Here is a 14,923-nt window from a genome sequence, read left to right on the forward strand (position 1 = left end):
CCGGGGCTCCTCCTCTGCTTTTTGCTTTCTTCTTATTTCAATGGCTTTATCCAATAACTATAAAACTGATCACTATACGGAATCCTGTATTCTTTCAGCGGCATAGACCCCCAGCTGTCAATTCCCTGCACGCCGGATTGCTGCATATCTATATGCATATAAATCGTGTTACGCGGCACCAGTTCACCGKAATGATATTGTTTTTTATCTGCTTCCGGATCCAGGTCATCCATGCTGTATGGCAGCGCGGAAAAGTTAAACAGTTTACCACCGGCATATTCAAATCTCAATCCTTTGCCCTTCTTATTGGTAAGATCTACCCAGCGAACATCAGACTTGTTGCCGCTTTCCTGCGGACGGGCATAAGGAAAGTACTGGCTGTCTACCGATTGTTGATAGATACCAACGAAAGAAGCTGTCTTTCTATCCCAATAGTTTTCCCATGGACCACGGCCATAGTAGCTGATCTGGCTGAGTTGTCTGCTTAGCTGCAAATCATTCCCTACACGCAGCAGCAACGGATATTTACCTTTGATGACGTTTAGCTGGTTCTCTACTCTTACCGCGCCATCGCCATATACATTGAACGTTTGGGTAACAGTTGCTTCCCCTTCCAGTAATTCCTTTTTGATAGTAACGATATAGCTACCTTCTGTTTTCAGGAGTGTAGCGCTTATCAGCTTTCCTTCAGCGGCCGCATTACGCCATTTGCGCAGGGAGTGATTAAAGCCTGCGCCAATATCATTGTCGGTAGGTGCACGCCAGAATGCTGGCTGAAGACTTCCTTCCAGCAACGATTCGCCCTGTAGTTCATAACTGTTTAAGGTACCTTTGTTCATATCAAAAGATAATGCAAAGCCGCTTCCTTTGATCTGTAAGGATCCAGGCGTTTCTATTGCTGTCAGCGCCGGCTGTTTACGTACTACGATGCCATCACTTTTCACGGTAGACCGCCATGTAAACTGCTCTGCTGCTATTTCGTAGCCGGCAGGAATAAATGGTTCTTTCTCTTTTAACTTATAGTGTACAGTAAGAAAATATTCCTTGTCAGTTTTCGCTTTAGATTTAAGCGGCAACGCGATACTTATCTGTTGTTGTGGTCCGACTTTAAGATCCTTGATGCTGCCACGTTCTATCGGTTTCCCATCTTCTAAAATTTCCCAGGTTAACTGATAGTTAGCCAGGTCCCGGAAGAAATAACCATTACGGATAGTAATAGAATCCCATCCATTAGATGTAGTGTGGATATGCTGATATACTTTCTTCACTTCTACTGCCATAGGCGTTAAACCGCGATGTGCAGTGACCACACCTTTTACGCAGAAATCATTGTCGCTGAAATCCTCGTTCACCGGGCCACTCAGCGGGAAATCACCGCCGTAGGCGAGGATGCGTTTACCATTTTTAACGGTATCAATGCCCTGATCTATCCACTCCCAGATGAAACCGCCCTGTAAGTAAGGATTGTTTTCAATAGCGGTCCAGTATTCCTGGAAGTTACCGAGACTGTTACCCATTATATGTGCATATTCGCTCATAATCATCGGGCGATCCGGATTGCGTTGCGAATATTTTACCAGGGAGCCGGGAGACGGATATTGTGGTACGATCATATCCGTGTTATAATCATGTTCTGCACGTTCGTATTGTACAGGTCGGGTGCTGTCCTTTGCTTTCAGCCAGTCATAGCCCTCATAGAAGTTACAGCCATTACCCGCTTCATTACCTAATGACCAGGTCACTACTGCTGCGTGGTTTTTATCTCTTTCGTACATCCGTTGTATTCTCTCCAGGTGTGGAACGCGCCATTGTTTGTCGTTGGCAAACGTATAGGCGAGATCGTAGTAACGTCCATGGGATTCAATGTTGGCTTCATCAATGACATAAAGACCATATTCATCGCACAATTGCATCCAGTAAGGATCAGGAGGATAGTGTGAATGACGTACCGCATTTACATTCAGCTGTTTCATCATTTCCATATCCTTGCGCATGTCGTCATGGGTAAGCGTATGGCCTTGCGTAGCATTATGCTCATGACGGTTCACGCCTTTCAGGAAAACACGTTTGCCATTGATGAGAAAATTGCGGTTGATGATTTCGATAGAGCGGAAGCCTACCCGCTGCGKAATTACTTCCAGTACCTGTCCGTTTTTATCTTTCAGGGTGATGTAAAGCGTGTACAGGTAAGGGACTTCGGCCGACCAGGTTTGCACTGCCGGTATTTCCTTATTGAAGGAAAGGGTGGATTTGTAGTTCCCTAATACTTTCTGTATACCACTGGTTTCTTCCTTGTAAATGCTTTTCCCGCTGGCATCCCGGAGCTCTACTGCCACCGAAAAGGTATCTGGTTTACTATGATTGGTATTTTTATCTATGCGATAATTATCTACCTCCATATCTATTTTAAAAATACCATTGGTATAGGATTTATCTAATGTAGAAGTGATCCTGAAATCGCGCACATCTATCTTTGGAGTAGCATACAGATATACTTCTCTTTCAATACCGGAGATGCGCCACATATCCTGGCATTCGAGGTATGAGCCATCACTCCAGCGGTATACCTGCAGTGCTACCAGGTTTTCGCCCGGTTTTACATATTTGGTGATGTCAAATTCTGCCGCCAGCTTACTATCTTCGCTATAGCCTACCTTCTGACCATTGACCCAGATAAAGAAAGCCGATTTCACCGCGCCGAGATGAATGAACACCTGTTTCCCGTCCCATTGCTGCGGGATATTGATTTTTTTACGGTAAGACCCMACCKGGTTGTTATCTTCCGGAATATCAAAAGGTGCATTCAGGTCTTCGCCCGTTTTAGCGCGGCCGGCAAATTCATAAGGCTGATTTACATAAATCGGCAGCCCGTAGCCATTCACTTCCCAGTTGGCCGGTACTTTAAAATTATCCCAGGCAGCATCATTAAAATCTACTTTATAGAAATCCACCGGGCGTTTCCGTGGATCCTGTACCCAATTGAATTTCCATTGGCCATTGAGAGACAGGAAGCAGGTAGATTTTTCTTTTTCGCGTTGCTCCGCCAGGGTGTTGCTTTCATAAGCAAATGCCGTAGCCCGCATTGGCATTCTGTTTACCGATACCACTTCGGGTGTTTGTAGTTCTGTAGGTAACTGTTGCGCCCACCCCTTCATACAAAAAGCGGTGAGGGCTACCAGGAGTAGTCTTTCTTTCATTGTTCAGTTAAAAGTTCAGTAACGTATAAAGAAAGGATTATTTTCTTAAAGAGATGGATAAATTTGATGAGTGCAAGATATCGGGTATGAGTGAGAAAAGGGATAGACATTTTATTATTAATAAAAATCTTTATTCATTTATATTAGCAATGCATCTTTGCTTCTGAGTAAAAGAAATGGACTTTATATAATTCAGGATAATATATTTTATAATAATGCTAATAAGCTTTATATCCCTCCGGAGAAAAAGCTGGAGCTTTGTGTTCACCTGGTATGGGAGAACACATCGATAATGCCGGTGAATAAAGAATAAATGGATTTTCTTACTTTGAGATAAAACCAGCTACGTTATGATCAGGAAGAAAGAAGGCTTTCAGGGCCAGCGTATGATAGTCATACCCCGCAATATCCTGAGTAAAAACTGTGCTAAAGAACCGGTGCTGACACCCCTGTACATTACCGATATCGGCTATTATCCAAAAGCCCTTTTCCATCACCGGAAACGGGCCCATGGTGCTGATCAGCATATATTAATTTACTGCATCGAAGGCAAAGGAAGCATTACCATAAAAAAAGAAACCTTCCTGATTCAGGCAGGCGACTGCTTCCTGCTACCCCGCAAGTGGGCGCACGAATACAGCGCGGATACCGAAGATCCATGGACTATTTACTGGGTCCATTTCCTGGGCAGCAGCGCCGCAGCGATCGTAGATACCGCCATCAAAGAGTGGAACGGCCATAAAATATTTCTGCCCCATTCCGAGGAAAGACTCGAACAGTTTGAAGGCATTTATCAGCAACTGCAACGGGGTTACCGACAGGAAAATCTCGTTTATTCCAACATGAACTTCTGGTCTTTTTTGTCGTCCTGCATATATCCCGGTATATCAAAACCCGGAAAAGCAAGACAGCATGATAATTCGATAGATCAGGTCATCGATTACATGAACAATCACCTTGATAAGATGCTCACCCTCCAACAAATGGCGAAAGCCGTAAACCTTTCACAGTCGCACTTTTCTTTCCTTTTTAAAAGTAATACCGGCTTCTCGCCCATAGAATATTTCAATCACCTGAAAGTACAGAAGGCTTGCCAGTACTTACTTTTCACGCCGTTACGCATTAAAGAAGTCGCCATGCAACTGGGTATGGGAGACCCTTATTATTTCTCCCGGATGTTTACCAAAATAATGGGCGTTTCGCCCAATCAGTACCGGGATAAGAAAGTTTAATCGTAAGATAATCCATCATAATCAGCGGATCATCTAGCAGCATTTTGTGGCAGCTAACCTATTTTTACAGAGTGTCAATCAATTGCTAATGCATCATTTCTCCACGTTGAGGGTAACAGTGGCCCTTACACTTACTGCCGGCGCAGGCATTATGTTTGCCGCCTGTCATTCCAACAAAAAAGTAGACTTCAGCACGGAAGTAAAACCGGTGCTGAACAAGCATTGTATCAGCTGCCATGGTGGGGTAAAACAAAACGGAGGATTTAGTGTACTGTTCCGGGAAGAAGCCCTGGGCATCACCAAATCCGGTAAACCGGCTATTGTTCCCGGACACCCTGAAAAAAGTGAGTTCATTCGCCGCCTTACCTGTAAAGACCCGAAAGAACGAATGCCCCAGAAAGGCCAGCCGCTCACCAATGCAGAAATAGACCTGCTCACCCGCTGGGTAAAAGAAGGCGCCGAATGGGGTGAACACTGGGCTTACATTCCACCCAAACAAGTACCCGTACCGGATATCACCATTGCCAATGGTAACAACATTGACCACTTCATACAGGAAAAGCTGAAAGCAGAAGGGCTCAAACCCGCTCCTGAAGCGGATAAAATGACCCTGCTGCGCCGGGTAAGCATGGACCTTACCGGCCTGCCACCTACCCCGGAAATGGCCAAACAGTTTGCCGACAGCAAAGATCCGAACGCATATGAAAAAATAGTCGATACCCTCCTGCAATCTCCTCATTACGGCGAAAGGTGGACGGCCATGTGGCTGGATCTCGCCCGCTATTCCGATACCAAAGGTTATGAAAGGGACGAAGGCAGGAGAATATGGCGATACCGCGACTGGCTCATAGATGCGTTCAACAACGATATGCCCTATGACAGTTTCACAATCAATCAACTGGCAGGCGACCTGCTCCCTCATCCTACCAACGATCAACTCATCGCCACAGCGTTTAACCGCAATACGATGACCAACGATGAAGGAGGTACGCAGGATGAAGAATTCCGAACCGCTGCGGTAATGGACCGGGTAAGTACTACCATGGAGGTATTCCAGGGCGTCACCATCGCCTGCGTACAGTGCCATGCCCACCCATACGACCCTTTCCACTTCGAAGATTATTATAAACTGCTGGCCTTCCTCAATAATACCCGCGATGAAGACACGCACATGGAACATCCTAAACTGCGTTTGTACGACAGCGTTAGTACCTCACAGGTGCTGGAAATCAGCAGTTGGGTCGCACAATACGGCAACAACACACAACAGCAGGATGTACAGGAATTCCTCAAAGTACTGGAACCTAAAGTACATGCCCATGACGCCGATCAATATATCAACGGCGCCCTGCTGGACACCAAATACATGGGCGTACGCCACAATGGTAGCTGCCGCCTCCCACATCAGCAACTGGATGGTAAAACACAGCTCTTCATGAACTACTGGACCGGCAGTAAGGGCGGCACCATGGAAATAAGACTCGATAGTCTCAAAGGCAAAACCCTGCTCACCCATCAACTGGCCACCACCAATGGAAGACTGGCCATCAGCATCCCATTGCCCGCTGTAACAGGCACACATGACCTCTTCCTGATATTCCGCAATGCGGCCATCAACCCGGCAGATGCCGTATGTGCAGTGGAATGGTTTGCCTTCCGCGGAGATATACCCGGCAAAGGAAAACCCGGCTACGATAAAATCAGCGCGGAAATGATGGCCCTGATCAATCAGAACCCGGACGATATTCCCGTGATGATAGAAAATCCGGCCGTTACCTCCCGCGTCACCCATGTGTTTGAACGTGGCAACTGGCTGGTAAAAGGAAAGGTTGTCACCCCGGATGTACCACATTCGCTCAATCCCTTTCCAAAAGATGCACCACGCAACCGCCTTGGACTGGCACAATGGATGACATCTACACAAAACCCACTCACCGCAAGGGTAATGGTCAACCGCTGCTGGGAACAAATCTTTGGTACGGGCATCGTAGAAACGCTGGAAGATTTCGGCTCCCAGGGCTTCTTACCTTCCCACCCGGAACTGCTCGACTACCTGGCCTATCGCTTTATGCACGATTATAAATGGCATGTAAAACCATTACTAAAAGAAATTGTACTATCAGCTGCATACAAACAAACATCTAACGCCACACCGGATTTACTGGAAAAAGATCCTGCTAACCGCCTGCTGGCGAGAGGCCCCCGATTCAGGCTTACTTCTGAAGAAGTAAGGGACCAGGCACTCAGGGTAAGCGGCCTTTTAAACCAGCAGCTACATGGACCGAGTATCATGCCTTTTCAACCAGACAACATCTGGCAAACCGTATACAACGGCGCCAGCTGGAATAAGGCTACTGATGGAAACCAATACCGTAGAGCGGTGTACGTTTATCAGAAACGCACCAGTCCCTACCCTTCCATGATTTCTTTTGACGGCAGCAGCCGGGAAGTTTGTCTGCAGCGCCGGATCCGCACCAACACGCCCTTGCAGGCACTGGTAACGCTGAATGATCCTGTTTATATGGAAACCTCCACTACCCTGGCGAAGCATATGCAGCAAAACGGCGGCAACGATATTACAGCGTGTATCCGTTGGGGTTATCAGACTGCGATGTATAAAACACTGCCCGATAATAAACTGAAAGTACTACAAACACTATATACGCAGGCGCTGCAGGAGTTCCGCAAGGACCCCAATGCTGCCATGAAACTGCTGCAAAGCAAAAACAGTGAACCGCAACAGGCCGAACTGGCTGCCCTCGCAGTAGTCGCCAATGCCATTATGAACCTGGATGAATTCCTAACTAAATCCTAAGCAGTATGACTAAACATGCAAGACTGATAAAGGAAGCCAATGATACTACGCTGCGTTATTTTACCCGGCGCCACTTTCTGAAGGATTGTGTTACAGGACTGGGTGCCGCTGCCATCGGCTCTTTCCTGGCCAGCTGTGGTACCAGCAGCAAAACACTGGTGGATCTCAGCGGCAACCCGATGACACCAAAATCACCTCATTTTCCCGGCAGGGCCAAAAGTGTGATCTATCTCCACATGGCAGGGGCACCTTCCCAACTGGAATTATTCGATTATAAACCTGCCCTGCAGAAACTACATAACCAACTATGCCCGGCTTCTTTTCTTGAAGGTAAAAAGTTTGCTTTCATCAGAGGCGTCCCTAAAATGCTCGGCCCGCAAGCTGTATTTAATCAGCATGGAGAATCGCGGGCGTGGATTTCCGATCACCTGCCACACTTCACTACCATGGCCGATGATGTGAGTTTCCTGAAAGCTGTGCAAACAGATCAGTTCAATCATGGTCCGGCACAGTTACTCATGCAAACCGGCAGCGCCAGACTGGGTCGCCCCAGTATAGGCTCCTGGGTAACGTACGGACTGGGTTCTGAAAACGACAACCTGCCCGGGTTTGTAGTACTGACTTCCGGCGGTAAAACACCGGATGCCGGTAAGAGTGTCTGGGGCAGCGGCTTTCTGCCTTCTGTGTACCAGGGCGTACAATGCAGGACCAAAGGAGAACCGGTACTGTTTCTTACCGATCCTGATGGCATGAGCAGAGACCTCCGCAAAGAATCCATCAATGCAATCAACGAAATAAATAAACAGGAATATACCGCCTTCGGCGATCCGGAAACATTGTCGCGCATTTCCCAGTACGAGCTGGCTTATAAAATGCAGATCTCCGTACCGGATGTGATGAACATCAACAAAGAACCTGATTACATCCACGAAATGTACGGTACTCAGCCAGGTAAAGAATCCTTTGCCAACAACTGTCTGCTGGCCCGCAAGCTGGTAGAAAAAGGTGTACGCTTTGTTCAATTGTATGACTGGGGCTGGGATACACATGGTACGGATGAAGGTGGGTCTATCGACTACGGCCTGCGTAACAAATGCCGGGAAATCGACCGTCCCATCACCGCACTGCTGCAGGATCTGAAGCAACGCGGATTATTAGACGAAACACTGGTGGTATGGGGCGGTGAATTTGGCCGTACTCCCATGCAGGAAAACAGAGATGGAAAAGACATGCCTTTCATGGGCCGTGATCACCACGTAGAAGCCTTCACCATGTGGATGGCCGGCGCTGGTATCAAAAAAGGATTTTCCTATGGAGAAACCGATGAAATAGGCTATTCTGCGGTGAAAGGCAAAGTGGCCATCAATGATATTCACGCAACGATCCTGCAACAGCTGGGATTCGATCATGAAAAACTCACTTACCAGTTCCAGGGACGTCCTTTCCGGTTAACAGATACCGGCGGAAAAGTAATTACACCCATATTAAGCTAAACATGGATCAACACAAACGAAACTTCTTGAAACAATCTGCTATACTGGCCTCTGCGTTATGTTTACCATCGCTGCCTAAGTTTGCCGCCGCCGCAGATGCACCTGCAAAGGAAGGCTTTAAGTTAATCATCTTAGCCACCAACTGGGGCTACAACGGTAGTATCGATGCTTTTTGCCGCGATGCAAAAAATGCCGGCTATGACGGTATGGAAATATGGTGGCCTACAGAAGCCGCAGCACAACAGGAACTATTTGCCGCGTTGGCCAAATACGAATTGCAGGTAGGATATTTATGCGCAGGCTACGACAGCGACTATACGAAACACGCGCAGCAATTTGAAACTGCACTGAAAGCAGCCACCAGCAATAGTAAAATCAAACCATTATATATTAATTGTCATTCCGGCAGGGACTATTTTTCTTTTGAGCAAAATAGTGCGCTGATAGATATGACCATTCGCATATCAAAGCAATCCGGCATACCGGTATATCATGAAACCCACCGTTCCCGGATGATGTTTGCAGCGCATGTAGCCCGGAAATTTATTGAAGCAAAGCCCGACCTGCGGTTAACGCTGGACATTTCACACTGGTGCAACGTACACGAATCATTGCTGCAGGACCAGGTGGCTACGGTAGCCAAAGCACTGGATCGCGCATCACATATACATGCACGTATTGGTCACCCGGAAGGCCCGCAGGTAAATGATCCCCGTGCCCCCGAGTGGGAAGGCGCCGTGAAAGCACATTTCGCGTGGTGGGACCAGGTAGTGCAAAAGCACCAGGCCGCCGGCAAACCGCTGACTTTCCTGACAGAATTTGGTCCGGCAGATTATCTGCCCACCCTGCCGTATACCCGTCAGCCGGTGGCTGATCAGTGGGATATCAATGTATATATGATGAAGCAGCTTAAACAACGTTATAGCAAACAATGAAATTACTGATTAGCACCGGCAGCTGGAGTATGTTTATAGGGCGCTCGCACCCTTTACTGGTCCATTTGCCCATAGGCATATTACTGATCGCTTGTATCCTGACATTGCTGGCCCGCCGGGAAAAATGGCGCCATCTTCAGTCTGCATTGCCCACCATATTGCTGGCTGCAGCCTTGTCTGCCATCGCCAGCTGTATTACCGGCTACCTGCTTTCACTGGATGGAGGATACGAAGAAAACCTATTACTAACACATAAATATCTGGGTATAGGCGTAGCCGTTATCAGCACCCTTCTGTACCTGTTGGAAAGAAAGAAAAACAAAGACCGCTTTCGTCGTTTGCAGGTACCGGCGGCACTGCTCATGATACTGCTGCTGAGTGCTGCAGGGCATTATGGCGGTAGTCTTACCCACGGTGATGACTACCTCACACAGGCCATGCCTGCCGGATTACGACAGCTCACCGGACTCAATAAATCCGTTGCTAACGTTACCGCGTATACGAATATTGGCGATGCCCGGTTGTACGAGGACCTGGTGAGACCTGTATTGGCGAATCGTTGTTATAGCTGTCATAATGAGCAGAAGCTGAAAGGCGGACTGCGACTGGAGTCAGTGGAACTGATCCGTAAAGGAGGTGAACATGGCCCGGTATTGAAAGACAGTATGCCGGAAGAAAGCGAATTATTCAAGCGACTGCTGTTACCGGAAGAAGATGACCACCGTATGCCACCAAGAGGCAAACCAGCGGTAACGCCGCAGGAGCTGGAGCTGTTGCATTGGTGGATCTCTCAGGGCGCACCTACCGGTAAAACGGTAAAGGAACTGCCCAAAACAACGCTGATGCTGGCGGTGCTGGATGGCATGCAACCTGCTACCCCATTGGATAAACAGGAGTTTATTCCGGAAGACAAAGTATCCCCTGTGAGTGCACAAAGCATTGCTGCCCTGGAGGCGAAAGGTGTAAAAGTATTGCGGGTAGCTGCTGCCAGCAATTATGTGAACGTAGATTGCATCAATGCAGCCGCTTTCAACGATCAGGATATGCAGTTGCTGTTGCCTCTGAAAGATCAGCTGGTATGGCTGAATCTGGGTGGCACCCGGGTAACGGACAGCGCGTTTCCGGTATTGGGAAAACTCCCGCACCTGGTGCGGCTGGACCTGAGAAATGTAGCCATAAAGGGAAAGGGAATGAATGCATTAAATGCCTGTACCAATTTGCGTTACCTCAATCTGGCAGGAACCGCTGTTACGGATGAGGGTTTATTGTCTCTCCAGAAAAATAAAAAACTACAACAGGTATATTTATATCAGGCAGGTGTTAAGCCGATGGCAGTTCAGCAATTGCGTCAGCATTTGCCTAAACTGAAGATAGATACTGGTGGCTATCGTTTGCCGCAATTGGTATCTGATACGATGATATATCATAAGATCAGCAGTTAGCTGTTAGCTATTGGCAGTTAGGCGAGCGATTGCAGGGAGCGACGGCAAGCCCTATTCATAGCTTTTTGCGGCCTGCACCAGTCTTTTAGCAATACGTGTGGCCAGGGATTTGGGAGACAATACTTTCATGTGTTCTCCAAATCCCATAATTTCTCTTTCCAGCTCAAAGTTCAGCACTACCTCAATGCTCACAATGGTACCCTTTTCGTTTTCCCTCAGCACCTGCTGGGAATGGTGCAGTGGCTTTGTCAGCACGTACGGCGCATGTTTCTTATCTATCTCCAGCACTACTTTATGTGCCACCTCTTTCTCTGACTTGGTGACGCCGATCAGGTTATCGAAGTATTCTTCGAAAGGAATGCCATCGTAGGCGATAAATTTCTCTTTAGGCAGTTCCTGCAGACTGATGATGCGGTCAAGCGCCATCGTTGTCAGCATGGTCGTGTGTTTGATGCGGGTGATGAGGAACCAGCGGTTGCGGTATTCTTTCAGCAGGTAAGGATAACAGATATGTTCCTTTGCTTCGCTCGCTTTAAAAGATTTGTATTCTATCAGTAATGCTTTGCGGTGCAGGGTAGCCTGATACAGTGGGTTGATATGTGCCAGGCCCAGCAACTGATGGTTATTCTCAAACTGAATACAGTTCAGGTGTGTGTCGGTTGATTTATAAAGATTATTTTCCAGCCGGGCAATCATATCGCTCATATCATCGAAGTAGCTGAAGCCATTAAATTGTTTCAGTACGGCTACTATTTCTTTCATCTTATCTACATCCCCTTCGTTAATAGGTGCATTGGTGATGCTATACGCCGGATCGCTGTAGGCATAGTACTTACGGTCCTTTACTTCTATGGGGGCATTATATCCCAGCTTATCACTGCGCATAAGCTGTATATCCGCCTGGATAGTTCGCTTGCTTACCCCCGAGCTGATGCCTTCTGCATTATATAATACATCTGCTACTTTATCTATCAGATCTTCCAGGGTCCACTTACGATAGCGGTTGCGTAAACAATCATCGATGGCTTTATACCGGATCAGGGCAAGTTTATTGATGGACATACACAGCTTTTATACAAAGAAAACAAAACACTACGCATTCTACCTGCGCACATATCATTCCCTAAAAAATAATTATCTCACAAATTAATGATTATCATCTATTTAAAATATTTTTTTAAATAAATTTTAAGTGCGCAAGTGTACTGCGCACCTACCCTTGCATCTTTGTGTCATCGGAAGCGGTCAAGAAAATGTTACTTCAACTCACTCCAAATGAAAAACATTTACGATTACCGCCGAAGATGGAAAAGCAGTAGCGCAATGGTAGCGCACCGTACTAGAAGTTTTAAAATTACCCACAGGTCAATTAAAACTTACTTCTGCAAGGGATGCGGGGGTTGCTGGTTCGAATCCAGCCTGCTTTACTATATCTAGGTCAATTGTTGCTTACTTCTCTTTTTTAGGTAAAGAGCAACAAAATTATCTGATTATTAATAACAATTATTATGAACACTTTATTACAGGTAGGTTTACGTCAGCAGGCAGTTTTTATTCCTGAAACAGCCATTCATTCCAATGAACATTATCTTACGCCTACTACCGGCTTGCTGGTAGCTAATCTCGCGAAGCTGGGCTTCGGCGTATCAGAATCATTACTGCATGCGCTGAATCAAACTACACCTGCCTATCAGGCTACCATACTGGAAACTTTCCGGGAAGTCATGGGCGTTAAAAAAAGCTGGTTGCCACTGATAAAAAACTGGGAAATCCCGGTCAATGTTACAATAGCGGATTATATAGTTACTTACTTCAACACGATATTTGAAGGGGAAGGTACCCGCCTTGGCTGCGGACATATTATTCCGGCACAAACCTTTCCGCTGGAAAGATATAACGGATGCCCTTTCTGCGGCACAGCCTTTGAGTCCGGCGCCATAGATAATTTTGGTCAGCATAGTAAAGTACGGGTGCTGGAACTGTGGTCTGAAACATCGGCCGCCGCCTACCTGCAGGACTTACTTGCTTCCAAAACGGCACTGGATGCTACCCAGATAGATAGCCTGAAAGCATTACTGTCTTTTCTCCCATTAAAGGAAGTAAAGATAGGAATGAAAGAAACCATGGTTGCCGTGGTGGATATATTAATCGCCAGAGAGGAGGCAGATAAAGCCACCGTATTATTTACTACGCCTACGGATATACTCCGTTACCTGTGGTATAAACAAACCGGCTTCCTGCAGTTAATTGCACCAAAAACAATTATAAACCGCCAAACAAAAAACAAGGTGCAATTCCACGTGGTGAAACCGGTTAAGAAAACATTTGCCATGGAAGCCCTGAAGCTGAAATACAGCCGTAAGGAAGGATTGATGGTAGCCAAATGGATGAATAACATCGACATGGACGCTGCTACCATGTGTGAAACGATGCACCCTAAACGCGGGATGTGGGTACGCTTCATCCGTGCACTGCGCCTCGCTGAGTTCAGCCAGCGTCCTGGATTTGAAAGATTACGGGTGGTGATGGATAAATTCTATCGCCAGGATTATACCGTATGGGCCGGACAGGTGAATCACTTCCGTTTACGCTACGATACAGAAAGTACGATGTACCTGTTGAAACAGCGTCCTGGCCTGTTTGCCCGCTCCCTGTTTGCCAACATGCTGTGGTTTGGACCAGCGCCAGTAACGGCTGCTTTTGCCACTATCATAGATAAAGTACCTGCCCGTTTGCTGTTTACTTTGCAGATGTACGCAGATTATTATTTTGATAAAACAATCACCCGTGCAGTGAAGCCATTGGGAGGTGTCAGCAAAAGCGTGCCTGCCAACCGACTGTTGTCCATGTACGATGATGCACAGCTGACTGCTATGCAGGATGCCGTAACAGAACTTTGCCTGCTGGCGATGACAAAACGTTTCGCCGCAGTGCCTACTACTGCCAAAAGCATCTATATCGCACCAGCGCTGTTTAAAATACCGCTCGCTATCGGCGATCGTAGTGAACAGATTCAGGACCTGCCTTCTGCGTTGATGGGTACCCGTTATAAAACAGATGGAAACAAAATCCTCCTGTTCATGCAATGGGGTACAGGGTTAGCCGCCCAGCACCTGGATATGGACCTGAGCTGCCGTATTGCATATGACGAATACTCAGATACCTGTTCTTTTGGAAGATTACAAACCACCGGATGTAAACATAGCGGAGATATCCGTTCTATTCCACACAAGGTGGGTACTGCAGAATATATTGAAATAGATATATCTGCACTGACAGAAGCCGGCGCCCGTTATGTGACCTTTACCTGTAACGCTTACAGCCAGGGTGCTATCACGCCTAACCTGGTGGTAGGATGGATGGATAGTAAATATCCAATGAAGGTGTCTCAAAAAAACGGTGTCGCTTACGATCCATCCTGTGTACAGCACATGGTGCGTATCACCAGCGGGATCACCAAGGGACTGGTATTCGGCGTACTGGATGTTGCTGCCAGAGAAATCATCTGGCTGGAAATGCCTTTCGGTGGACAAGTAGCACAACAACTGGACCTGCGTAATGTAAAAGCGATCCTGAAAAAACTGGATAGCAAGCTAAGCATCGGACAGTTGCTACTGGTAAAAGCAGCCGCACAGCAGTTGCAGGTCACCGATCAGCTGCCAGCAGATGAGACGTACACCGTTCAATGGGCCGGTAACACCGCCGCCGTGACACAATTATTTATTGATTAATTTGTTATCCCCCATAAAAACAATAGCAGCCGGGCATTTGCCCGAGCTGCTATTTGTATTAAAAGACTTTTTACGGCC

8 protein-coding genes and 1 tRNA gene are annotated in these 14,923 nt (G+C 47.0%); 7 read left to right on the plus strand and 2 right to left on the minus strand.

Features of this window, described 5'->3' with window-relative positions; translation table 11 throughout:
• Positions 1-32: 32 nt before the first annotated feature.
• On the minus strand, positions 33-3,197 hold the full coding sequence (gene lacZ, locus AC1DCV_RS16740; protein WP_477024205.1) for a beta-galactosidase, LacZ type: 3,165 nt from the start codon (positions 3,195-3,197) through the stop codon (positions 33-35).
• A gap of 350 nt (positions 3,198-3,547) precedes the next feature.
• Between lacZ and AC1DCV_RS16745 the strand changes: the two genes are divergently transcribed.
• From AC1DCV_RS16745 to AC1DCV_RS16765, 5 genes are all read left to right on the plus strand, one after another.
• On the plus strand, positions 3,548-4,429 hold the full coding sequence (locus AC1DCV_RS16745) for a helix-turn-helix domain-containing protein (RefSeq protein ID WP_477024206.1): 882 nt from the start codon (positions 3,548-3,550) through the stop codon (positions 4,427-4,429).
• Between the two features lie 88 nt (positions 4,430-4,517).
• Positions 4,518-7,244: a DUF1553 domain-containing protein gene (locus tag AC1DCV_RS16750; RefSeq protein ID WP_477024207.1), complete on the plus strand. Its 2,727-nt coding sequence runs from the start codon at positions 4,518-4,520 to the stop codon at positions 7,242-7,244.
• A gap of 5 nt (positions 7,245-7,249) precedes the next feature.
• Positions 7,250-8,737, plus strand: a complete 1,488-nt coding sequence (locus AC1DCV_RS16755) for a DUF1501 domain-containing protein (protein WP_477024208.1) — start codon at positions 7,250-7,252, stop codon at positions 8,735-8,737.
• A gap of 26 nt (positions 8,738-8,763) precedes the next feature.
• Positions 8,764-9,672: a sugar phosphate isomerase/epimerase family protein gene (locus AC1DCV_RS16760; RefSeq protein ID WP_477024209.1), complete on the plus strand. Its 909-nt coding sequence runs from the start codon at positions 8,764-8,766 to the stop codon at positions 9,670-9,672.
• A complete protein-coding gene (locus AC1DCV_RS16765; protein ID WP_477024210.1) occupies positions 9,669-11,114 on the plus strand; it encodes a c-type cytochrome domain-containing protein in 1,446 nt (481 codons plus the stop codon). The genes AC1DCV_RS16760 and AC1DCV_RS16765 overlap by 4 nt, the downstream gene beginning before the upstream one ends.
• Before the next feature lie 51 nt (positions 11,115-11,165).
• Here AC1DCV_RS16765 and AC1DCV_RS16770 read toward each other — a convergent pair whose 3' ends face one another.
• Positions 11,166-12,176 carry a helix-turn-helix transcriptional regulator gene (locus AC1DCV_RS16770; protein ID WP_477024211.1) on the minus strand — a complete coding sequence of 337 codons (1,011 nt, stop codon included), beginning with the start codon at positions 12,174-12,176 and terminating at the stop codon, positions 11,166-11,168.
• A 247-nt stretch (positions 12,177-12,423) separates the two neighbouring features.
• On the opposite strand from AC1DCV_RS16770, the gene AC1DCV_RS16775 reads away from it, so the two are divergent.
• Positions 12,424-12,541 (plus strand) — tRNA-OTHER (locus AC1DCV_RS16775).
• A gap of 81 nt (positions 12,542-12,622) precedes the next feature.
• Entirely contained in the window at positions 12,623-14,845 is a 2,223-nt protein-coding gene (locus AC1DCV_RS16780) for a TerD family protein (protein WP_477024212.1), read from the plus strand.
• Positions 14,846-14,923: the final 78 nt, after the last annotated feature.

The organism is Chitinophaga sp. 10T418, assembly GCF_056394125.1.